Here is a 23736-nt window from a genome sequence, read left to right on the forward strand (position 1 = left end):
TCAACTCCTCCGAGACTGTCCCCAAACGCTCATCTGCGTTGTTGCTCCTGCGAGCGCTCGCTCAACGTACCAACCCAGTACGCCTTCGCTCCCGTTCTTGTCGCGCCTAGCATCTAAGCATTTGGGACCAGTCTCATATATTAAGGTAGTGTGTTTCTAAACACACTTTAAAAAGTTAGCCAAAATAGCCAACCCTGTTGCACTTGATTTTTCGGGATGGAACTGCACAGCCTGCACATTGCCACAGCCGACAGCAGCTGTAATAGCGCTGCCATACTCAGCCACAGCGGTAACAACGTCCTGCTTCTCCGGCACAGCATGATAGCTATGAACGAAATAGACATAAGGGTTTGCCGGCAGTCCGGCAAATAACGGACTTGGTGTTTTAAACGCCAAGCTGTTCCAACCCATATGGGGAATCTTAAGGGCAGGAGCAATAATTTTTTGTACCATTCCTGGCAAAATTCCCAGTCCTGGCACACCAGTGTCTTCTTCGCTGCCATCAAATAACAATTGCAGCCCCAGGCAAATGCCAAGAAAAGGTGTGCCCCGCCCAGCCACTTCTTTAATAGTAGCAACAAGGCCATAGCTATTCAAATTAGCCATACAATCACCAAAAGCCCCTACCCCGGGCAGTACTACCTTGGCGGCACTACTGATGACTGCCGGATCGCTGGTAACAACAATAGTATATTGACCATCATTTTCGGCGTTTAACTTGGCTAAGGCTTTGGACACACTGTGCAGGTTGCCCATACCATAATCAATAATTGCTAAGGTCTTAAGCGCCATCACTGCGCCTCCTTTATTCTAATAACCTTCCCCTACAACATTCCTTTAGTTGACATTACACCTTTAATCCTGTCATCCTGCCGTGTAGCTTCATCCAGTGCCCGACCCAACGCCTTGAAGATAGCTTCAATACTATGATGGGTATTCTTGCCTGATAAGAGCTTCACATGCAAAGTAAGTCCGGCATGAACACTGAGGGCCCGCAAAAATTCTTCCGTTAACTCACTGTCAAACTGACCGACTTGCTCATTGGGCAAAGTGGCATCAAAAACCAGAAAAGGCCTGCCGCTAATATCAAGTGACACCATGGCCAGCGCTTCATCCATAGGTACAAAGGCTGTACCATAACGCTTTATTCCAGCTTTGTCACCCAAGGCTTGGGCCAAGGCCTGCCCAAGGACAATGCCGGTGTCTTCCACCGTGTGATGCCCGTCCACATATATATCGCCCTTTGCTGCCACCGTCAAATCAAATAGTCCGTGTTTGCTGAATAAAATCAGCATATGATCAAAAAAACCAATACCTGTGGCAATTTGCGACTGGCCGCAGCCGTCAAGATTCAATGATATTTCTATGGCGGTCTCCCCGGTGACTCGTTCCAGGCTAGCAGTACGGATCATGCAGTAACAGCCTCCAATACAGCCTTGTTTTCGTCCGGTGTTCCTATGCCAATCCGGATACAGTCAGTAAGTCCTGGTGCAGTACTAAAATCGCGAATGCCAATGCCCCGGGCACTCAGACGCGCAACCATAGCTGCCATAGTATCACTCTTGATTAGCAGAAAATTAGTTTGAGACGGATATACCGTTACACCAGCAATAGCACCAAGCGCTGCTGTCATGCGCTCCCGTTCACGGCTATTTTCAGCCAGGCTGACCGCAAATTCCTGACGCATGTTATATACGATCTCGGCTGTTGCCAATGTTAAGGCATTTACATTGTAAGGTAACAATACTTTACCGATAGTTTGGGCAATGTCTTCACCGGCTAAAAGATAACCCACCCTGGCAGCTGCCAGGCCATAGGCTTTGGAAAAGGTGCGGGCAATGGCAAGATTCGGATATTTTCCCAGCAAATTCACCGACGATTTTCCGTAAAACTCATGATAAGCTTCGTCAACAACCACCAGACTCTTGGTATTGGCAACAATATATTCAATCTGCGCCGGCGGCAATACCACACCTGTTGGGTTGTTGGGATTACATAGCAAGACCACGCTGGCTGCTGCTTCATTTGCTGCTGCCAGCAGTTTATCAGCATCAAGGGTGTAATCGGCATTGAGTGCAACAGGCACAGGTTGGCTGTCTGCCAGCTTAGCATAAATGCCGTACATGGAAAACGAGGGACTGGGATACACAATACTGCGACCAGCACCGCCAAAGGCATAGCACAGTGCCTCTAAAATTTCACTGGAGCCATTACCGATAAGTACATTAGCCGCTGTTAAGCCAAAACCAGCAGCAATAGTTTCTTTTAGGGACTGGGCGCTAATTTCAGGATAGCGGTTAAATGGCAATGCTGCCAGTTTTTCAATGACCTTGGTTTTAATAGCCTGTGGCATATCATTCGGATTCTCATTGGCATCAAGTCTGATAGGCCACTGAATTTCTTCCACAGAATATGGTTTTAAAACTTCTAACCCACTACGGGGTACAAACATCCTAATTCCCCCTCAATCTTACAGCATTAGCGTGTGCCGTCAGCCCTTCGGCTTCCGCCAGCTTGATGATCTGGTTGCTGACAGCTGCCAAAGCTTCCTGGGTATAGGCAATAATACTGGTTTTTTTCATAAAGGTCTCCACATTGAGCACTGAATAAAAACGTGCTGTACCGCCGGTCGGCAGTACATGGTTGGGTCCGGCAAAATAATCGCCAAGCGGCTCTGGCGAATAGTGTCCCATAAAGACAGCACCTGCATGCCGTACATACGGCAGCAGCTTGAACGGTTCGGCTGTTAATAGTTCCAAATGCTCTGGAGCCGAAATGTTAGCCAATTCAACAGCCTCTGCTATATCTTTGGTAATAATAATCAAGCCATTATCGTCAATCGATTGGGCGGCAATATCCTTACGTGATAATGCAGCCAATTGACTATCTACTTCTTTAGATACTTTTATCGACAATTCAGTGCTGTCGGTAATAAGAATGCTTGAGGCTAATACATCATGTTCAGCCTGACTCAGCATATCTGCTGCCACATATTTGGGGTCAGCCGTGCTGTCGGCCACAATGAGAATTTCGCTAGGTCCGGCCAGCATATCAATATCAACATGACCATAGACAGCCTTCTTGGCTAGCGTAACAAAAATATTACCAGGGCCGGTAATTTTATCTACTTTAGGAATGGTTTCGGTGCCAAATGCCAGAGCAGCCACTGCCTGTGCGCCGCCAACCTTGAAGATTCTTGTAACTCCGGCTAGCTTTGCCGCCGCGAGGACATAAGGATTTACCTTGCCCTCCCGGCTAGGCGGCACAACCATAATAATCTCTTTTACCCCGGCCACTGCCGCCGGTACAGCATTCATAATCACTGATGACGGATAGGCTGCTGTACCGCCAGGAACATAAATGCCTACCCGGTCAAGCGGCGTGCATTTCTGTCCCAGAATCGCACCCTGTTCCCGCTCAGTAAACCAGGATTTAGGCAGTTGCTCGACATGAAACCGCTTGACATTAGCCACCGCCGCTTCCAGGGCGTCAAGTACTTCCTTATCAGCCCCGGCAATCGCGCTTTCAATCTCAGCCGGTGTTACTTCCAGCATAGCGTCCGTAATATCGGCGCCATCAATTAACTTCGTATATTTTTGTACCGCTTCATTGCCCTGACGCCGGACATCTTCAACAATACGTTCCACAACCTGCTGGGCTGACAGGTCTTCACCAAATGTTTCCTTTACTTTGGCACGTCCGCCAATACCTAATACAACTTTATCAAAGGCTGGTTTTTCCAGTAATTCAATCATTTCTTGTTTATTTAAAAAACTGCTGTGAATCCTTTTCATGCTTTGCTCTCACTTTCTATTAGTGGTTTTAATCCTTCAACCATCTTATTTATCCGGTCAAATTTCATTTTAAAGCTTACCCGGTTAGCAATAAACCGGGCGGTTGCCGGATGAATTTGCGCAATTTCCACAAGGTTATTCTCCTTGAGAGTACGACCAGTTTCCACTATGTCAACAATGATCTCCGCCAGTCCCACCATGGGCGCAAGTTCAATGGAACCGTTAAGCTTAATAATCTCCATCTGAATACCAACACTATGAAAGAAACTCTCAGCAACCCGGGGATACTTTGTAGCCACCCGCATATGAGCATAGTCACTTAGTTTTTCTTGTTTCAGTGCCTGAGGCACGGCTACCATCATCCGACAGAAGCCGAATTTTAAATCAAGCAACTCATAGACATCTTTGTTGCCTTCTAAAAGTACGTCTTTGCCAATTATCCCGATATCAGCCGCACCATATTCTACATAGGTAGGTAAATCAGCTGTCTTAGTAATAATAAAACGGATTTTCTCTGCCTCATTGGCAATAACCAGTTTGCGCGAGTTTTCGCTAAGCCCTTCGGCCGTATAGCCGATTTTGGTCAGCATGCTTACCGAATGCTCAAAAAGTTTTCCTTTAGGCAAAGCTATTGTTAAATAATCCATATCATTTGAGGTCATGGCCGCCTCCTGTTTTTCTCTTTAGTTAATTAAAGAATTAACATGATAATATATTAACACTGTATACTATTAACGTCAATATGCTGATTTGAATTTTCCTTTGCAAAAAACGGTTCCACAAGATTGCCAGCTTTTTCGTCTTAGGTAGGAAAACTAGCTGTATATGTAGAAGTACTTGGCAAGATAATAACCTTATATAAGGAGGGTTCACTATGGCTGTTCTTAATATTGTTGTGCTCAACCCACTGGCTGACCGGCATAAAGAAGTCATTAAGGCTGCTGAGCCTAATATAAATATAATTGTAAGTGATGAAAAAACAGTCCCCGAACATATGCCGGAGTGTCATATCCTAGTAACCTGGGGCTGGGCTGAAACCCAGCATCTGTATCAAGCTGCCCCTCACTTAGAATGGATTCATGCGTTAAGTGCCGGAGTTGAGAAACTGCTGTTTCCAGAAATTCAGGCCGCCGACACCATACTCACGAATTCCAAGGGCATCCATAGTATTCCTGTCTCTGAACATCTGTTAGCCATGATGCTGGCTTTTAGCCGGGGACTTACCTTAAGCATTCGTCAGCAAAATGCAAGAATATGGGAGAGAGTGCCAACAGACGAATTACACGAACATACTCTTGCCATCATCGGCCTTGGTGCTATTGGGCGAGAGATTGCCAAAAAGGCCAAGGCGTTAGGTATGACAGTCCTTGCCAGTAAACAGGAAATGACTACTGAATTGTTTGTAGACAAGCTGTATCTGCCAGATAGTGATAGTCTTCAGGAAATGCTGGCTCAGGCCGACTATGTCGTTGTTGCTTTACCGCTGACGGAAAACACCAAAAATCTGATTGGGCTGAAGCAGTTTACTATTATGAAGCCTTCAGCCTATTTCTTCAACATTGCCAGAGGTGGAATTGTGAATGAGGCCGATTTGGTCACAGCCTTAGAGCAAAAACTAATTCGCGGCGCCGGCCTGGACGTGTTTACTCATGAACCCTTGCCGGAATCCAGTCCGCTGTGGACTATGCCTAATGTTATTATCACACCCCATGTTGCCGCATTATCACCGGCTTACCTTGACCGGGCCATCAAGTTATTTGCTGATAATCTTACCCGGTTTATCCAGGGCCGGGATATGATAAACCTTGTTGATAAAGGTAAAGGCTATTAGTTTAGACTGTCGGCCTTTTTAAGCAGCGTAAGCTCCGGTGGTTCACCAACCGCCGGAGCCTCATGATGTCTTGCAACAAGCATGGTTAGCTCTGGGGACAAACCGGCTGCACTCAGCATAGCCGCCCCGCGTTCGGCATGATGATAATAGATATAGACAGCATGACGGAGATTGTCTATTTTGCTGCCCCGCCCCATTTTTCCCCAAGCTTTTGCCCACAGCGGCGCAAACCTGTCAAAAATAACAGTAATAATTTTATCGGCAGTACTAACATCACCTTTAACCTTGCCGACATCATGTAAAAGCGCACATTGTATAAGTAGTTCTTGATTAACAGCCGCTTGACCGGCAGCAAGCTCCAGCGCTGTATACGCTACATTCAAGGCATGCCGTTGGTCAGGCAGATTCATTTGCCAAAACAGGGCGGCCTGCGCCTTATTTAGGTATTTGTCGATAAAAACCTTATCAACTTCGTTAATCCGGGCGGTAAGCGCTGCAATGACCTGCTTAACGCGTTTATTCAATATATATCAGTTCTTCATAGCCTTGTTCATTAGCAGCCTTTTCAGCAACCGTCTTTGAACAACCAGCCAGCGCTAATTCTGTTCGGCGGCCTGCTTTACGGTATCCCTTGGCCGCTTCAATAGCCTCAGCCAGTTTACCTTCTGCCCAGGCAATATATACATCTTTACCGCGTACACTAACGTCAATCCCCTGGCGTTCCAGTGCCAGCAGCATCCGTTCGATACCAAGCGCAAAACCGGTGGCCGGATTAGGAACACCCAAAGAAGCCAGCATGGTATCATAACGGCCACCACCGCATAACGGAAAGCCCAGGCCAGGTGTATAGGCCTCAAAAACCATGCCTGTATAATAATCAAAATCGCGAATGATGCCCAGATCAAAATTGACATACCGTTCAACGCCATAACCTGCTAAGAGCTTATGGATATCGGCCAGATTATCCAGTGCGGCGCGGCTTTGTTCGTTAGTAACAAGCCGGTAAGCTGCCCTGAGCATATCCTCCCGTCCATGTAAGAGCGGAACTTGCTGAAATATCTCCCTGGCAGCCTGACTAAGGTCGCTTTGGGCCAAAACCTCACCCAAACCCACCAAATCGCGAGTAACCATAGCATATTTTACTTTTTGCTGATCCCGCTGAGTTAAGCCACTCTCTGCCATCAGACCGTTAATAAATGCAACTTGACCTAAACCGATCTGGAAATTAGTTAAGCCTGCCTCCAGCATGGCTTCGACCGCCAACGCGATAATCTCAGCATCAGCAGCTGGTCCCGGAGCCCCTAACAGTTCAATCCCAGCCTGGTAAAATTCACACTGTCTTCCAGCCTGCGCCTGCTCATGCCGAAATACATTAGTAAGATAAAACAATCTCAGCGGCAGCGGCCGTTCTTTAAATCTTGTCGCAGCTACCCGTGCAATCGGTGTTGTCATATCAGGGCGCAGTGCTAACGTACGATTATTCTTGTCAAAAAACTTAAACATATGCTCTTGGATCGCATTGCCTGTACCCAGCGTTATCGTTTCCATATATTCAAAAGTTGGCGTTACTACTTCATCATAACCCCAACGGGAAAACAACTCGGCCAGAGCTCCCTCTACAATGCGCTTTTGTTTTGCCTCTCGTGGCAGCAGATCACGTGTTCCATAGGGAATTTGCGGCACAAAATTATTTCTGTTCATTGTGTACACTCCATTCTAGTCAGCTGTTTTCTATTTTATCTAATACTGTCTTATAGCCATCGGCACCATAATACAGACAGCGTTTAACCCTGCTGATAGTCGCTGTACTGGCACCGGTAGCAGCAACAATATCGTCATAAATAACGCCTGCCTTTAACAATCGCGCCACTTCCAGGCGCTGAGCCATCGCTTTAAGTTCACCAATTGTGCATACGTCTTCAAAAAATTGATAACATTCCTCTTCACTGCTTAGCGATAAAATTCCTCTAAACAGCTGATCGGTAAGCCTATCTTTCAATTTAGGATTTGTAGGCATACTTCTAGCCTCCCTGTAAATACTTGCTATTGTATATTTATTCGCCATTTACCCAGATTTTCCTTCTTTAATACTTTTCATCTTTATTCAGGTAAAACCTCTTCTATAAAATCCCCGTTTTTTTACACAAAATACCACTTCTTTTTGTTGACAGCTCTCCTTATGCATGCTAATATAAAATTTATAAATTCAAATATTGTTCATCAAGAGCTGGTTGAGGGAATGGCCCGATGACGCCGCGGCAACCATCGCATCTGCGAACGGTGCCAATTCCACAGGATTACCTCCTGGCAGATGAAGAACTGGACAACAAGTCTCTTCGGACTGCCGAAGAGGCTTACTTTTTTTCGAAAGGAGGATTTTGGCTTCTAGTTATTTGAAATGAATAGTAGGAGGAATCATTTTATGAAGAAGTTTACCCTGTTAGTAATAATTGCAGTATTAGCCTTGTCTGCCTTTATCACTGGTTGCGGCAAAAGCACCCCTGCACCGTCAGCTGCTGATAAGAAAACAATTAAAGTTGGCGCGACCGCCGTGCCGCATGCTGAGATTCTCAATGTTGTCAAACCAATACTTGAAAAAGAAGGCATCAACCTGGTTATTGTCGAGATGAGCGATTATGTCCGTCCCAACATGGCTGTGGCGGAAAAAGAACTGGACGCCAATTTTTTTCAGCACATCCCTTATCTGACCAAGTTTAGCGCCGAACGCAACCTTGATCTGACTTACACTGCTGCTGTACATATCGAACCAATGGGTATTTACTCCAAAAAAGTCAAAAACCTGAATGATCTGGAAAACGGTGCATCAATCGGCATCCCCAATGACCCCACCAACGGCGGCCGCGCACTAGCCCTGCTAGCCAAAGCCGGCATTATTAAACTTAAAGATGGCGCCGGTGTTACTGCTACGATTAGCGACATCACTGATAACCCCAAAAGCGTAAAAATCCGCGAGCTTGAAGCTGCGCAACTACCGCGTTCGCTTGATGACCTTACTTTAGCCGTCATTAACACTAACTATGCACTGGAAGCCAAGCTTGTCCCCAGCAAAGATGCTCTGTTTACTGAACAAAAAGACTCACCCTATGTTAATATCCTCACTGTTCGCAAAGGCGATGAAAACCGTCCTGAAATTCAAAAATTGACCAAAGCCCTAACTTCCGAAGAAGTTAAGAAGTTTATTAATGAAAAATATCAAGGCGCCATTGTACCCGCATTTTAAGTTTAAAAAAGTGAGTCAGGGAAATCCCCTGACTCACTTTTTTAACGTAGCAACACCATAAAGGAAAATATCGGTGATACCGTTGGCTGCCGTATCAATGGATTCACTACTATCATCAACAAAACCCTGAAATACCATCATAACAATGACGCTGAACAAACCATGAGCAGCTTTATGTATATCACAATTACGGATAGTACCCTGTTCTATCCCCTCTTGCAAGATAGCTTGCAATATCCCGATGGTATGCACAAATCTTTCGCGATATTTTTCGCGCTGCGCCTCGGTGAAGTTTGATGGTTCTTCATGACCTAAGCCTCGCATCTCATGCATGAGCACCCGCCACAAATCAGCATTAGCAACATAAAATTCCAAAAATATCTTGATAGCCTTTTTCACTTTGTTCAAAGCTGGTTCAGTAAGAGCTGCAATTTCCTTAAGTTCTGCCTCAAAATTGGCACTTCGTTCTTTTATAAGGGTATAAAAGAGCTGTTCTTTATTGACAAAATACTTATATACTGTACCCTTACCGGTGTCAGCCAGCGCAATAATTTCATCCACTGTAGCACGATGATACCCTTTGCGGGAGAAAATAGTATAAGCGGCTTCCAGTATTTGCTGACGTTTCATCGTACTTCCTCCTGTCACCACGTTAGCTGGGAGATTAAAAACACCACCATCCCGATGGCTACAGCTAACTTAAAGATTAAACCCAATGCCTGACCAATGACAATACTTTTGGCTACCCTGGTTGCCCTTTCCTGGTTTCCAGTAGACGCATACTCCGCTAAATATCCGGCAGCAAAGGAGGCACCGATCGCCCCGGCAATGGAACCAAGTCCGGGCATAAATCCTGTACCGATTATACCGCCGGCAATACCGCCAATAAAAGCTGCTGCAATGGCTGCACGCGAGGCATTTTCCCTTTTAGCTCCCAGTGATCCGGCAACAAATTCGGCCAGTTCTCCTGTTAACAGCGCGCCAAAAAGCAGCAGCAGCACAGTAGTATTCATATGGGTAAAGCTTTCCAAATATCCATAGCCCAAAGCAGCAAAAAATATCAACCAATTGCCAGGCAGGCCGATAGCCGTCAGACCAATACCAACAACTGTAACCACAATAACCAGTAAATTGCTGGCTATTAAACCTGCATCCAAAGCGTACACCTCTTCAACGCTCTCATCTGTCGCTCCGATTAAACGCCCTATGAGCAATGTCTTTACGGTACTGCATACCATCAAATTTTATCACTGGTACAGCCTGATAAACCTTATCTACCGCTTCCCGGAGATTAGCGGCTACCGCCGTTACACCAAGTACCCGGCCACCGTGGGTCACGATCTGGCCGCTAACCGTGCCTGTTCCAGCATGAAATACCATTGCCCCTTGTGATTCAGCTTGATCAAGACCGGTGATTTTATCCCCTTTATTATAACTCCCAGGATACCCACCCGCTGCCAGCACAACACATACAGCGGCCTTGTCTTCCCATTCGATGGTTATATCAGCCAATCTTCCATCCGCACAGGCTTCCATGATATCCACCAAATCACTGGCTAAAAGCGGTAGCACGACCTGGGTCTCGGGATCTCCAAAACGAGCATTGAATTCAATAACCTTTGGCCCCTGAGCCGTAATCATCAACCCAGCATACAGACAACCCTGATAAACGATACCTTCCTGCCGCATAGCATCGACAACTGGCTGCAAGACCTCACGCCGTACTTGTTCCCGCACAGCCGGAGTAACAACCGGGGCCGGAGCATATGTTCCCATCCCACCGGTGTTGGGCCCCTGATCATTGTCAAATACCCGCTTATGATCCTGAGCTGCAACCATCGGTACAACCGTAATACCATCGGTAAAGGCCAGCAGGGAGGCTTCTTCTCCTGCCAGATATTCCTCAATAACCACCAAATTGCCAGCATTACCAAAAGCCTTATCTCTCATCATCATGGTAACGGCATCAACAGCTTCTTCAATTGTCATGGCAACAACGACACCTTTACCGGCAGCCAGTCCGTCAGCTTTAACCACAATCGGCGCACCTTGCTCCTTTATATAGGCCAGTGCATCGTCAATGTCAGTAAAGGCAGCCGAGGCGGCCGTGGGAATATGATATTTATGCATAATCTCTTTGGCAAAAACTTTAGAACCCTCTAGTTGCGCTGCCTTTTGGGATGGACCAAATACTTTCAGATTAAGCGCAGCAAAATGATCGGCAAGACCGTTGGTTAGCGGTAACTCCGGGCCAACAACAGTTAAGCCGATGTTGTGTTCAAGCGCAAATTTACCCAAAGCCTCATTATCTGTTATATCAATAGCCACACATTCAGCCACAGCCGCAATTCCGGGATTTCCCGGAACACAGTATATTTTTTCTACCCGGGGGCTTTGCGCCAATTTCCAAGCCAATGCATGCTCACGCCCACCGCCACCGATAAGTAAAATTTTCAAATTACCACTCCTTCATGTATACAGTTACATTAAAACCAACGTATAGCCAGCAGCCCAAGATATTCTTTAATAACTAGCTGACTGTTATAGAAAGCGTCAGCCCGAGGCCACAATTGATTCCATTCAAAGATAAAGCGAGTATTTGTTTGATAGTCGGTAGGATAGGGCAATACGGTCATATTATATTTGGTAAACTGCCCCACTGAGCGCTCCATGTGAAAAGCCGAAGTAACCAGAATGGGATTTGTAAAAGCCCGTTCCGCTAAAATCTGCCTGGTGAATTTAGCATTGTCAGTAGTATTAAGGCTCTGCCCTTCCACAATGATCTTCTCATTAGGAATACCTATTCCCAACAGGATATGGCGTGCGATTTCTGCCTCCTTGCCGGTATTGGCAAATACCTGTCCCCCGGAAATGATGATTGGTGCACCAGTACTATGGTATAGCTGCGCTGCTGTCAGTAAGCGGTTGGCAGCCGAGCCCATCAAATGCCCTTTGCCATGCACATTAGGTGTGTCTGCTGTTGCTCCGCCTCCCAGCACGACAATAACATCACCACTAACGGTTGACGGTGGCTGGTAACGGCTCTCTAAAGATCGCAGTAACCAATCCCCCACCAACGGAATGGAAATGAGATACAAGAGCGCCGTTATCACTGCCAGCGCTCCTACTCCCCGTTGTTTGTGCCTATGCAGCCATACACAACATACAGTTAACGCAGCAATAAATAAGCCTGGCGGCAACAAAAAGGTTATGTATAAAAATTTTATCAAAACCAACACTTACCAATACCCCGTCTCTCAAATGTTACAGAAAGACTTTTGTCAACATTCCTGCAGACAAAAGTCTTTTCCACTGCTATTTTTTCTCTTGCTTGGCCCAGGAATCCTTCAGCGACACAATGCGGTTAAATACCGGCATTTGCGATGTGGATTCACGATCAAGGGAAAAATAGCCGTTCCGCATGAACTGAAACCGATTACCCACTTGGGCTGTTTTGATACTGGGCTCAATTAAACAATTAGCCAGCACTTCCAGCGAGTTCGGGTTTAGTGAATCTACAAAATCCTTAGCCGTCCCTTCTGCTTCTTCGTGGTCTTGATTATCAAGTAACAGATAATCATAGAGACGCACCTCGGCTTTCACTGCCTGGGCAGCTGATACCCAGTGCAGCACACCCTTAACCTTACGATTGGCAGTACCGCTGCCGCTCTTGGTATCCGGATCATAGGAGCAGTGTAGTTCTACGATCTCGCCAGTTTGTTCGTCCTTGACTACTTGCTCACATTTGATTATGTAGGCCTGTTTCAATCGAACTTCCTTGCCTGGAGCCAAGCGGAAGAATTTTTTCGGCGGATCTTCCATAAAATCATCTTGCTCAATATATATTTCCCGGGAAAATGGCATTGTCCGTGAACCCATTGCGGGATTTTCCGGATTATTTTCTGCTACTAATTCTTCTACCTGGTCCGCAGGATAGTTGTCAATGATCACTTTTAAGGGTTTAAGCACTCCCATCACGCGCGGTGCTTTTGTGTTAAGGTCTTCTCTGATACAGTGTTCCAGCATGGCAACATCCACAAGGCTGTTACTTTTAGCCACACCAATGCGATCACAAAAATCGCGGATAGATTCAGGGGTAAACCCTCGCCTCCGCAGGCCAGAGATCGTCGGCATCCGGGGATCATCCCAGCCGCTGACATAGCCTTCTTCTACCAGTCGGCGCAGGTAACGCTTACTCATAATAGTATTCGTTATATTCAGCCTGGCAAACTCAATCTGCCGGCTTTGATAAATGCCTAATGTAGCCAGCGTCCAGTCATACAGCGGCCGATGGTCTTCGAATTCAAGCGTGCAAATGGAATGAGTTATATTCTCAATCGAATCAGAAATCGGATGAGCATAATCATACATGGGATAGATACACCAGGTATCGCCGGTGCGATGGTGCTTTGTGTATACAATACGATACAAAACAGGGTCCCGCATATTCAGATTAGGTGAAGCCATATCAATTTTTGCTCGCAGTACCCGACTACCTTCTGGAAATTCGCCAGCACGCATTTTTTCAAAAAGTGCCAGGTTTTCTTCCACTGTACGACTCCTATATGGGCTTTCTTTTCCCGGTTCTGTCAGTGTACCACGATATTGCCGGGTCTCTTCGGCAGTCAAATCACAGACATAGGCCTTGCCCTTTTTAATAAGCTCAATAGTCAACTCATATATTTTTCCAAAATAATCTGAGGCATAATATTTACGGTCATCCCAATCAAACCCCAGCCAGTTTACATCTTCCTGGATTGAGTCTACATACTCAACATCCTCTTTAGTAGGATTAGTGTCATCAAAACGCAGGTTGCATTTGCCGCCATATTTAATCGCCAAGCCAAAGTTTAGACAAATTGACTTAGCATGACCAATATGCAAATAGCCATTGGGCTCTGGTGGAAATCGTGTATGTACCCGGTCGCCATATTTCCCTGTCTTTATATCTTCATTAATGCTAACCTCGATAAAATTAGCAGGCATAGCAGGATTAGCGCCAGGCTCTTTTTCAATTGCTTCAATTTCGGTACTCATGCAAATCCTCCTTAAGATTGTCCACTTTATATCATTACATTATACAACATTCCTATCCTTTCCAGCAAGTAAGAGTATTTTAGGTATTTTTTTATCCTGATACGTTATGTGATTTATGTATATATTCACTCAAAGCCCTTTTCCTTTTCTTACTCTTTATATCATTTTTATCATCATTTTTATCTCTGGAGACTGTACTGAGTACTCGCAGCAGATCTGCGGGGAAATTACCCGCAGAGATTAAAAATAACAGCCCCCTACCAATGAGAGGGCTGCTGTGAAACACTGCTTATGATTGTGGTTTGATTTTATCTTAGTACGCGAGTCAAGGCTTCCGCCTCTACAGGCGGCGTTAATTCAGGTGGAGTAGACTCTCAACTGAATCCCCAATGTTTCAGCTATGCTGAAACGAGTTCACTCATGATGGCCACTATGGTCGCTGGAAGGATTACCTGGAGATTGCTCTACCTGCTGAGCGGTGCTGTGATCGCTGTCCATATCCACAGAATTAACTAAATCAGACATCATCTGATGAAAGCTCATATCCTGCTGGAGCATTTGTTTCATACTGGCTTGCATCTCCGGAGTTTTCATGACATCTTTCATCGCTTTTTGCATTTCGGGGCTTTTCATCATTTCAATGCACTGTTTGTACATTTCAGGACTTGTCATCATCTGGGCCATCGCCTTAGCATCCATTTTCTCCATCATAGCTCCCATCTGATCTGTTTGTGTTTCACATGTCTGAGAATTTTTTTCAGCCGCGCTAGTTATCGTTGGACTAACACCTAAACCAAATACAGACGCTGTTATGAGACCACCAACAACCCAAATTGCCATTTTTTTATTCATTACAATCCCTCCATAAATGTGTTATTTTTATTCACGATTCTTTGTTAACCTACAGCACTCGCTTTGCTCCATAATAACGCTGGACAAAATAATTATCCCTCATATCCCCAATGGCCACAATACCTTGGGAAAAAGAGGTGTGAATGAACTTATTGCCGCCAATATAAATACCCACATGGGATGCACCCGGCTCATAAGTGGTGAAATACACCAAATCACCCGGCTGCAGCGCTGCCGGCGAAACTGTCCGCCCGACTAGAAACTGCAGGTCGGCAGTACGGGGCAGATGTATACCAGCCTGCCGGTATACATACTGCACTAACCCAGAGCAGTCAAAGCCTTGGGCCGGAGAAGCCCCACCCCATACCACTGGCTGACCAAGCAAATTCCTGGCTATTGCTAGAATTTGCGCATTCTGCCCGCTGGATAAGTAGGAACTACGGACAACCATTTCCTGTTCATCTGCGATCGGCATAACGGCCCCGGCTAGAATGGAGTCAAGCGACTGGACAAACTGGTTATACCCGGAAGCGGGAGCGGCCTCAACTGCTCCCGCTCCGCTTAGCAACGTGCCAGTCAGTACGGCAATCAGTACCCATCTGTTCATCGGTCGCTCCTCCTTTCCGAACCACTTAATGACTCATGCTTTGCAGGTGGGTGGTCGTCTGCTTCATAAGGTCCTGCATAGCCTTTACTTTGCCCTCTAAGGCACTGGGGTCTGTTTTACCTGAATTTACACTGTCTTTAATCTCAACTGCTGCCTTGCGCAGGTTATCTTTTAAACCAGCATCCATCATATGCGGCATAACCTTATCAGTGGTGCTCACAAGTTGCGCGGCGCTCTTTTGCGCATCCATGGTTTGGCCAGCTTTCACTTGCTTGACCACGTCTTGCAACGATTTATCCAGCTCTTTCATCATGGGCATCGGGTCTTCCTTCGGCATTGCCGCACTATGCCCTTGATGACCCGTTGCAGCTTGCTCTTGACTGGCCGGTGCCTGGACCGCCGGTTTTTCGCTAGAGCCGCAACCGGCTAGTAGAGACATAACTGCAGTAATAGCTAAAATACCTAGTACTACTTTACTTTTTTTCATAATTGAACCTCCCATTGATTTTATTAAGATGTTGGCGTTCACGCCATTGGTTCCAGACCAGATAGATGCATGGCAGCACAATCAGAGTCAAAATTGTAGAGGTAACCAAACCACCTACAACCACCGTGGCCATTGGCCGCTGCACCTCAGCGCCGGTACCCGTAGCAAAGAGTAATGGAAACAAGCCCAAACTAGCGACCAAGGCAGTAATCATAACCGGCCGCAAGCGAGTGAACGCACCTTCAATAATGGCCTCTTCTAATGTTTTGTGGTCCCGCAGGTGTTTAATGTAGGTCACCATGATGACTCCGTTTTGCACCGCAATCCCAAAGAGAGCGATGAAGCCAACAGCAGCTGCTACTGTCATATAGGCGCCGGCAACATACATAGCCACAATGCCACCCACTAACGAAAATGGAATGTTCATCAGGATGAGGAAAGCATCGCTGGCAGACTTAAAGGTCATATAGAGTAAGAAAAAGGTGAGCACGATGGCTGCAGGCACTACCAGTGACAGCCTGTCTTTCGCCCGTTGCTGATTTTCATACTGACCGGTCCATTTTAGAGAATATCCAGGAGGTAAATCAACCTTTTCTTTGATAACCTTGTTGGCTTCATCAACAAAACTGACCACATCCCGCCCCCGGGTGTTCATCTGCACGATCATCCGGTAGACGCCGTTTTCGCTGCTGATCATCGACGGACCGTCCACAACCTGGAACTGAGCTACTTCGCCTAACGGCACATAGGCACCAGTAGCCGGCCCAGCCACTGCAGCAGTTGCAGCACCACCCATGCCGCCCATCCCGCCACCACCACTTTTCACCGCGGTTCCGCCACCGGTTACCGGAATGAGGATACTTTGCATAGCGTCTATGGTTTCTCGATTTTCTCGGTTATAGCGCACTAAGACGTTAAATCGTCTGCGGCCTTCGATGGTCGTAGTAGCGGTTTTTCCACCTACCGCTAATTCAACGGCATCTTCAACATCGGCAATGTTGAGCCCATACCGAGCTGCCTTTTCCCGATTGACTTGAATCTCCAAGTAGGAAGCGCCAAAGACCCGTTCAGCCAACAAATCGCTGACTCCCGGCACAGTTGCCAGTGCCTTTTCAATGTCAAAGGCTTTTTGCTGCAGCACCTTGAGGTCTTCCCCATAGAGTTTGATGCCGAGTTCGGTACGAACCCCAGTAGTCAGCATGGATAGTCGGCCGGCAATCGGCTGGGTAAAGGCCATGTTAAGGCCCGGGATATTGGCTAGTTTGACCATCATTTCCTGTTCAATCGTCTCTTTGGTCATTCCAGACCGCCATTGGTCTTTTGGTTTTAGTGTGACAATGGTTTCTATCATACTAATCGGCGCTGGGTCCATGGCCGACTCGGCACGTCCTACTTTCCCCACAGACATGTCGATTTCCGGAATATCCATAATGACTTTATCCATGGTTTTAGCAGCTTCTAGTGCTTCTGTAAGTGAAACACTGGGCAGCATGGTCGGCATGACTAAGAAGGTTCCTTCATCTAATGCCGGCATAAAGGTGGTGCCAATAAACGGTAACAGGGAGAACCCGGCGATCATCACGACAACAGCAATCACAATGGTGGTTTTATGGTACTTCAGCACGGTTTTTAGGAGCGGTACATACAATTGATGCATTTTAGCAACAATCCAGGTGTCCTTTTCCTGGATTTTACCTTTGAGCAACAAGGTGCACAGCACCGGTACCAAGGTGAACGCCAGCAGTAGTGACCCGCTCATGGCAAAGGATTTAGCCCAGGCCATCGGGGTATACATTTTACCTTCGGTGCCAGTCATGGTAAATACGGGCAAGAAAGTGACAATAATAATAGTAATAGAAAAGAAAATTGGTGCGGCTACTTCCTTAGCTGCTTCCAGCGTTACATCAACAATGTTGCGTCGCCCGCCGTCCTCCGCCAAATGCCTAAAAATGTTTTCTACCATAACAATGGCTGCGTCGGTCATGACGCCGATACCGATGGCAATACCGCCAAGCGACATTAAATTGGCCGAGAGGTGGATCTGTTTCATCGCAATCAGCGCTATCAGGATACCGATAGGAATAGCACTGGTCACAATCAAGCTGGACCGGACATTCCCTAAAAAGAGAATTACAATAAGCGAAACTAAGATGAATTCTTCAACCAATGCCCGTGTCAATGTATTGACCGCTTTTTTCACCAGGTCGGTCTGGTCGTAAAAAGGTACAATCCTCATGCCTTCCGGTAAGGTTGGTTGAATTTCAGCGATCTTCGCTTTTACTTGGTCAATGACATTTAGCGTGTTCTCGCCCATACGCTGAATGACAATACCACCGGCCGCTTCATAACCGGATTTGGTCAGTACGCCCCGGCGAAAGTCCGGACCGGCGGTCACATTGGCTACATCTTTGATATAAATAGGCACATTATTGTTTTGGGCAATTACTATATTTTTTATATCGTCAGGTGACTGGATTAGTCCCAGCCCGCGGATGATAAATTCCTGACCGTTTTGTTCAACTACTTTGGCACCAATGTTAGCGTTATTAGCACCGAGCGCCCCATATACCTGGTTGAAGGTAACCCGGTAGTTTTGCAGAAGGTGCGGATCAAGATTGATCTGGTACTGCATTACGTAACCGCCGATGCTGGCGACCTCAGCTACGCCCGGCACTGCACTCAATTGCTGCTTGATCGTGAAATCCTCAATAGTTCGCAAATCTGCCAGGTTGTGTCGGTCGCTTTCCACGGTATACATAAAGACTTGTCCCATGGGTGTGCTTACTGGGCCCAGGGCTGGCTGCACGCCACGTGGTAATTGGGGAATGGCTTGCTGTACTTTTTCGTTCACAACTTGGCGGGCAAAGTATGGTTCGACCCCATCTTCAAAAATTACGGTAATGAGCGACATCCCAAAGGAAGAAGCTGACCGTACTTCTTTAACGTTTGGCAGCCCTCGCAAGGCAGTCTCTAGTGGATAGGTGACTTGGTCCTGAATTTCCTGCGGACCCCGGCCCATCCAATCGGCCGAAACAAGTACCTGGTTTTCACTAAGGTCGGGAAAAGCGTCAATGGGGGTATCACGTACGATAAAGACTCCCCAGACAATAAGCAGCGCAGCTAATACCAGGATAATCACGCGGTTTTTCAAGGAAAACTCGATTAATTTATTGAGCATGCTGATCCTCCTTAATGACCGCTATGGCCGCTGTGTTCGTCCCCAGCAGCCGGTGGCGCATTCAAAGCTGGTGGTGCCTGTGCCGGAGCAACTGCTCCGCTGGTTTGAGCGCCTGTAGCAGCAGATGTACTAGCGGCTCCCCCGCCGCCATGACCGGCGTGGCTGCCAAAGCCGCCTAATTTAGTCTGGGAGTCAATAAGGAAGGTAGCAGCTGTCACCACAGTTTCACCTGGCTGCAGTCCGGACAAGATTTGGACATAACCATCGGCATATTGTCCTGTGACTACATCACGCTTGACGAAAGTATCTTCGCTTTGAGCGACAAAGACGATTTTACGGCTGCCGGTATCCAGGATACTGGACTCTGGGATGACCAGGCTGTCTCCCAGCGGTATTTGAACATTGGCATTGACAAACATATTGGGTTTTAATTTGCCGCTAGAATTTTCCATTGACACCCGTACTTTGACCGTCCGGGTGGCATCATCAAGCACCGGGTTGATAAAGGTCACTTGCCCAGTAAAGGTTTCCCCCGGGTAGGCTCCACTATTTACCAGGACCGGCTGACCTGGTTTAATACCGGCTATGTCTTTTTCGTAAATATCGGCATACAGCCAGACAGTCGATAAATCCGACAGACTGTACAGTTTGTCGCCAGGCATAATGAAGGCTCCTGGCAGTACTTGTTTTTCCAAGACGGTTCCTCCGAATTGGGCATAGATGGTCATATGATCATTGATCTGTCTGGTATGCTCCAGATGAGTGATATCGCTGTCAGGCACATTTAAGAGTTGCAATTTTCGCCGGGATGCCGTTAGCAGGCTTTTGTTGAGCTGGACTATGTCTTTGCCGGCGTTTTTCAGTTTCTGCACATTCTCCAGCGTTAACAGATATTCTTCCTGAGCGGCAATATAAGTTGGACTGTATACCGCGGCGATAGCTTGTCCGGGAGCAATCGTTTCCCCATCGGCGGTTACGTAGAGTTCATCCACCCGTCCCTCAACCCGGGAAGTGATATAGGTCCGGCCGCTTTCATTCATGGCAATCTTGCCGGTGGTCTTGATTTCTTTTGCCAGCGGCTTAACAATGGCTTGCGCGGTTTGCACCCCGGCCAATTGCCGGGCCTTAGCGTCCAGGGTAACAGTATCACCCATGGCCATCACCGGGGCATTGGCTTGATGCCCCGTATGGTCTACAGCCGCTGGTTTATTATGCTGAGCAGTATAATAGTAGCCCGCACCACCGATTACCAGAACACCGGCGGTCACACCAATAATAAGTTTCTTTTTGGCCTGTAATTTTTCGATCATGCTGTCCTCTCCTTCATCCGGCTACTCATTATGGCTGCACTCCATTGGTGAATAAGGGCTTACCTACTGCTTTTTCCAGATTGGCCGCCGCTTTTTCATAATCTGTCTTAGCTTTATATAAGCCTAATTTGGCATTGCGCAGGGTATTAACCCCTTCCAGGACTGTCATAAGGTCTACCTTACCGTTGGTATACCCTACAATGGCAGCCTGGTAGGTCTGCTCGGCCTGGGGAATGATGGTATTTTTATACAAGTCAATCTGCCGCCACGTAGCTTGCGCTTCAGTAAGCGCCATTTGGACATCAAGTTCGGTCATATTCTTCATATTCTGCAGAGCAGCTTGCGAAGCAGCAAAGCTAGCCTGTGCTGCGTTTATTTCCGCTTTGTTTTTACCTTGCCAGATGGGGAACATTGCCATGACTTCAATCTTCCAGGTCGGCTTTCTTTCACCTAGCATGAATGTTGTTTTCATGGGGTCCATAGGGTCTGCCTGTGATTCTACCATGGGTTCCTTATTCTTTTTGTAACCTATATTGACCTCAAAATCAGGCAATTGCTGTTTTTTTGCTAAATCGATTCCTTTTTGAGCCATGTCTACTTGATACTTCATCCCTGCTACAGATGGCTTATTTTCAGTGGCGTTTTTTATAAGGTCGGCCAAATCAAAATTAGGCGGAGGAGCTGTAAATTCTTCTTTAACTTCGAAGGCTTCATTGGTACTGCGTCCCATCAGATTGTTAATCTTTGCTTTGGCCACCGCCTCCATTGACGCCATATTTAACAGATCAATCGTCATCTGAGAAAACTCAGTCTGGGCTTTCAGCGTATCCTGAAGTGGTACCATACCCGTTGAGTAATTGACTTGAGCCAATTTTGCAAGCTGACCCATAAGCTCCTGGCTCTCCTTACCAATTATCAGTGCTTGTTTGGAATAAAGATAATCGTAATAGGCCTGTTTTGTTTGTGCATAGATCTCAACCTGTTTCTCAGCCCAGCCGGTTTTGGTCATGTTTGCTTCATTCTCCGCCATCTTACCCATCACTTTTAGCTTAGCTGGATTCATAATTTCCTGACTAATACTAAATTCTGTCATCATAGCGTTACCAGGATTCAAACTCGTGGTTGGGATATCATCCTTCATAAATCCGACCTTGAGATCAGGCTGGGCTGTGACTGCGGGAATGCGACTGGACTTTTCCTCCCATTTTTTTTCGGTTTCTACAACCGCTGGATTGTTTTTGATCGCATTATTTACGATTTCCTGCAGGGTCAGGGGCTGCTCCGCTGCAAGCACTGGCGATAAATTTGTTGTCAGTATAATACTGCATACTAGGATTGCTCTTAACGTGCCAGTTTGGGTGATACTGCTCATTGTTCAACCTCCTTAGACTCTAGTTTAGCTGCCTTAAAATCCAACGCTTTATGTAGCGTGAAACAAAAGCTCCTTAGTGAGCTAGTTTTGTATTTGTCATGATTATAGCAAGCCATTATGAAGAACTTATGAAGATGTCTTGAAGAAATTATGCGATTTTTATCGACCTTTCCAAGTGTCTATGTATCGTTATCATCAAAATAAATATGCCCCCGTCACCTAAGCAGCACAGCTTAAGTAATGAGGGCATAGCTTTATCTTAGCCGATAAGGCCATAGTTCCACAGCCAACTATCCTTAATCAATTTAGACATTTTTGGATAATACTGCTACAACCACTGGCCGCATCCGCTCATCGGTACGCGCCATTTGATCAAAGTATTTGACATACCATACCGCTAGTGTAAAAAATCCAACACCACCAGCTATCGATATCAGTAAGCTATCTATCCCAATATAGTGAGCTGCATAATTCCCAGCCAACGCCCCGGCGAAAGCTGCAAGTAATGGTGCCATATAGACAACAAATGCCGCTTTAAGCATATTCACCTCGCGAATCTCGATAGCTACTCGCTGACCTGGTTTGGCATCAGCCATATTTAGGGCTTCCACAACGATAGCTGTATTGCCTGGGCATGAACCGCAGTTTTCACAGTCACTATGCCTGCTAGCCTTAACCTTGGCCATCTTACCAATCACCTCTAAGATAATACCTTCTTGCTGTTTAATCATTTTCTCACTCTCCATTCCCTATTCAGTACTAACTACCTATATTATACAAATGAAATATGAATAACTTATGAATATAGCATGCGGATATTAGCATATAATCTGCAATGCCAGGCCATGCTACCAGTAATTATCCTACACACGAGGTGACTTATGCAAGCTCTACGTTTATTTGCTATTGTTTCCGTGATGCTGCTAGCATCACTAAACGTCAGCTATAGTGCAATCGCAGAAGCTAGCACCACCGAAATAAGCAACGGTTTTGTCACAATCATAGATACAGTTGGCAATATTGTCTTTCAAACAGGCCTTGCAGTCCATCCTGGTGATGAATTTATTGATGAGGATAACCGGGTCTATGTTGTTACTGCCGTTCAAGGGACATCTGCTACAGCAGAATGTGTTCGCGAAGAGTCTATTAGTGACCTATGGCCGGACACAATCCCCGTGCAGGCACCCGCCCAGTCAGCAAGTCAACTGGTGAGCATCTATCATACACACACAGATGAATCCTATATTCCTACCGACGGTAAATCTACCGTCACAGGCGATGGAAGCATCCTTCTTGTAGGGGAAGCCTTTAGCAAACGGTTATCCGAACTTGGTTACCAGACCAACCATGACAAAACCCTTCACGATCCCCATGATGCGAACGCCTATCAACGTTCCCGGCGTACTGCAATGAAACTGCTTCAACAACAACCGGCCGCACTGTTTGACATCCATCGCGACAGCGCGCCAGCGAAAATATACGACTTTCATGTGAACGGCCAGGATGCCACCAAAATTTTATTAGTCGTTGGCCGCCAAAATCAAAACATTAATACCACCATGAATTATGCCACAACCATTAAATCAGCCGCAGATGCGAAATACAAAGGCTTAATACGAGGTATCTTTATCGCTAATGGCGGCTATAACCAAGACTTAAACCCTCATAGTATTCTAGTGGAAATTGGCACCCAATACAATAACCGGGAAGCTGCCGACCGTAGCGCCGCTCTATTTGCAGATGTGATACCCTCTTTTCTTGCTCCCGGCACTGCGGCTCCAGCGGCTCAGGCTCCAGCAGCCGTACCATCACCAGCAATATCGATAACTCCCGATATTGCTGCCAATACCAATCCTGGCCCGCGCCAAGATACCCTACTCGTCATTGGCGCACTGGTTTTGGGTACAGGTGCTTTCCTTTTTCTCAGCACAGGCAGCCTGCATGAAGCCAAGGCCAAGCTCCTCCGTTTCGGTAAATATGAGTTTGGCGACATCTTCCGTTCACGAAAAAAACGCAAATAATGAGCA

23 protein-coding genes and 1 riboswitch are annotated in these 23736 nt (G+C 46.5%); of the genes, 3 read left to right on the plus strand and 20 right to left on the minus strand.

Going from position 1 to position 23736, the window contains the following annotated elements:
• Positions 1-156: 156 nt before the first annotated feature.
• The 5 genes from hisH to hisG are packed head-to-tail and all read right to left on the minus strand — an operon-like array spanning position 157 to position 4456.
• Entirely contained in the window at positions 157-792 is a 636-nt protein-coding gene (gene hisH, locus SALPA_RS02920; RefSeq protein ID WP_145089604.1) for an imidazole glycerol phosphate synthase subunit HisH, read from the minus strand.
• A gap of 32 nt (positions 793-824) precedes the next feature.
• Positions 825-1412 carry an imidazoleglycerol-phosphate dehydratase HisB gene (gene hisB, locus SALPA_RS02925; RefSeq protein ID WP_145089607.1) on the minus strand — a complete coding sequence of 196 codons (588 nt, stop codon included), beginning with the start codon at positions 1410-1412 and terminating at the stop codon, positions 825-827.
• Positions 1409-2452, minus strand: coding sequence for a histidinol-phosphate transaminase (gene hisC, locus SALPA_RS02930; protein ID WP_145089611.1), 1044 nt, complete (start codon positions 2450-2452; stop codon positions 1409-1411). Before hisC ends, hisB begins: the two co-directional genes overlap by 4 nt.
• A 1-nt stretch (position 2453) precedes the next feature.
• Positions 2454-3794, minus strand: a complete 1341-nt coding sequence (gene hisD / locus SALPA_RS02935) for a histidinol dehydrogenase (RefSeq protein WP_145089614.1) — start codon at positions 3792-3794, stop codon at positions 2454-2456.
• Positions 3791-4456 carry an ATP phosphoribosyltransferase gene (gene hisG, locus SALPA_RS02940; RefSeq protein WP_145089617.1) on the minus strand — a complete coding sequence of 222 codons (666 nt, stop codon included), beginning with the start codon at positions 4454-4456 and terminating at the stop codon, positions 3791-3793. Before hisG ends, hisD begins: the two co-directional genes overlap by 4 nt.
• 212 nt (positions 4457-4668) lie before the next feature.
• Here hisG and SALPA_RS02945 point away from each other — a divergent pair, with 212 nt between their 5' ends.
• Positions 4669-5625, plus strand: a complete 957-nt coding sequence (locus SALPA_RS02945) for a D-2-hydroxyacid dehydrogenase (RefSeq protein WP_145089620.1) — start codon at positions 4669-4671, stop codon at positions 5623-5625.
• Here the strand turns inward: SALPA_RS02945 and SALPA_RS02950 are convergent.
• From SALPA_RS02950 to SALPA_RS02960, 3 genes are read right to left on the minus strand one after another with little or no spacing between them, the layout of a single operon-like run.
• Positions 5622-6149, minus strand: a complete 528-nt coding sequence (locus tag SALPA_RS02950) for an HDIG domain-containing metalloprotein (protein ID WP_145089622.1) — start codon at positions 6147-6149, stop codon at positions 5622-5624. The genes SALPA_RS02945 and SALPA_RS02950 overlap by 4 nt on opposite strands.
• On the minus strand, positions 6142-7326 hold the full coding sequence (hisZ, locus tag SALPA_RS02955; protein ID WP_145089625.1) for an ATP phosphoribosyltransferase regulatory subunit: 1185 nt from the start codon (positions 7324-7326) through the stop codon (positions 6142-6144). Before hisZ ends, SALPA_RS02950 begins: the two co-directional genes overlap by 8 nt.
• A 19-nt stretch (positions 7327-7345) precedes the next feature.
• Positions 7346-7642, minus strand: a complete 297-nt coding sequence (locus tag SALPA_RS02960; RefSeq protein ID WP_145089628.1) for a YerC/YecD family TrpR-related protein — start codon at positions 7640-7642, stop codon at positions 7346-7348.
• Between the two features lie 197 nt (positions 7643-7839).
• A riboswitch (SAM riboswitch) is annotated at positions 7840-7943 on the plus strand.
• Positions 7944-8047: 104 nt separating this feature from the next.
• Here SALPA_RS02960 and SALPA_RS02965 point away from each other — a divergent pair.
• Positions 8048-8866 (plus strand): MetQ/NlpA family ABC transporter substrate-binding protein, encoded by an 819-nt coding sequence (locus tag SALPA_RS02965; protein WP_145089631.1) that lies wholly within the window; start codon positions 8048-8050, stop codon positions 8864-8866.
• 33 nt (positions 8867-8899) lie between these two features.
• Here SALPA_RS02965 and SALPA_RS02970 read toward each other — a convergent pair whose 3' ends face one another.
• The 12 genes from SALPA_RS02970 to SALPA_RS03025 form a co-directional block, all read right to left on the minus strand.
• The gene (locus SALPA_RS02970) at positions 8900-9496 is read right to left on the minus strand and encodes a TetR/AcrR family transcriptional regulator (RefSeq protein ID WP_145089634.1); all 597 of its coding nucleotides are present in this window, start codon (positions 9494-9496) and stop codon (positions 8900-8902) included.
• A 14-nt stretch (positions 9497-9510) separates the two neighbouring features.
• Positions 9511-10023: a DUF456 domain-containing protein gene (locus tag SALPA_RS02975; RefSeq protein WP_186450885.1), complete on the minus strand. Its 513-nt coding sequence runs from the start codon at positions 10021-10023 to the stop codon at positions 9511-9513.
• A gap of 22 nt (positions 10024-10045) precedes the next feature.
• Positions 10046-11323 (minus strand): phosphoribosylamine--glycine ligase, encoded by a 1278-nt coding sequence (gene purD / locus SALPA_RS02980; RefSeq protein WP_145089640.1) that lies wholly within the window; start codon positions 11321-11323, stop codon positions 10046-10048.
• Between the two features lie 29 nt (positions 11324-11352).
• Positions 11353-12105, minus strand: a complete 753-nt coding sequence (locus SALPA_RS02985) for a YdcF family protein (RefSeq protein ID WP_145089643.1) — start codon at positions 12103-12105, stop codon at positions 11353-11355.
• Positions 12106-12181: 76 nt separating this feature from the next.
• On the minus strand, positions 12182-13903 hold the full coding sequence (locus SALPA_RS02990; protein WP_255450739.1) for a glutamine--tRNA ligase/YqeY domain fusion protein: 1722 nt from the start codon (positions 13901-13903) through the stop codon (positions 12182-12184).
• A gap of 414 nt (positions 13904-14317) precedes the next feature.
• The gene (locus SALPA_RS02995) at positions 14318-14755 is read right to left on the minus strand and encodes a hypothetical protein (RefSeq protein ID WP_145089646.1); all 438 of its coding nucleotides are present in this window, start codon (positions 14753-14755) and stop codon (positions 14318-14320) included.
• 49 nt (positions 14756-14804) lie between these two features.
• Positions 14805-15362, minus strand: a complete 558-nt coding sequence (locus tag SALPA_RS03000) for a C40 family peptidase (RefSeq protein WP_145089648.1) — start codon at positions 15360-15362, stop codon at positions 14805-14807.
• Positions 15363-15387: 25 nt separating this feature from the next.
• Entirely contained in the window at positions 15388-15849 is a 462-nt protein-coding gene (locus tag SALPA_RS03005) for a hypothetical protein (RefSeq protein ID WP_145089651.1), read from the minus strand.
• On the minus strand, positions 15836-19027 hold the full coding sequence (locus SALPA_RS03010; protein ID WP_145089654.1) for an efflux RND transporter permease subunit: 3192 nt from the start codon (positions 19025-19027) through the stop codon (positions 15836-15838). Before SALPA_RS03010 ends, SALPA_RS03005 begins: the two co-directional genes overlap by 14 nt.
• An 11-nt stretch (positions 19028-19038) precedes the next feature.
• Positions 19039-20337, minus strand: coding sequence for an efflux RND transporter periplasmic adaptor subunit (locus SALPA_RS03015; protein WP_145089657.1), 1299 nt, complete (start codon positions 20335-20337; stop codon positions 19039-19041).
• A gap of 28 nt (positions 20338-20365) precedes the next feature.
• A complete protein-coding gene (locus tag SALPA_RS03020; protein WP_145089660.1) occupies positions 20366-21709 on the minus strand; it encodes a TolC family protein in 1344 nt (447 codons plus the stop codon).
• Between the two features lie 305 nt (positions 21710-22014).
• On the minus strand, positions 22015-22440 hold the full coding sequence (locus tag SALPA_RS03025; protein ID WP_145089663.1) for a SoxR reducing system RseC family protein: 426 nt from the start codon (positions 22438-22440) through the stop codon (positions 22015-22017).
• A 150-nt stretch (positions 22441-22590) separates the two neighbouring features.
• On the opposite strand from SALPA_RS03025, the gene spoIIP reads away from it, so the two are divergent.
• On the plus strand, positions 22591-23730 hold the full coding sequence (gene spoIIP / locus SALPA_RS03030; RefSeq protein WP_145089666.1) for a stage II sporulation protein P: 1140 nt from the start codon (positions 22591-22593) through the stop codon (positions 23728-23730).
• Positions 23731-23736: the final 6 nt, after the last annotated feature.

It is taken from the genome of Sporomusa sp. KB1, from assembly GCF_007830295.1.
Lineage (GTDB): Bacteria > Bacillota > Negativicutes > Sporomusales > Sporomusaceae > Sporomusa.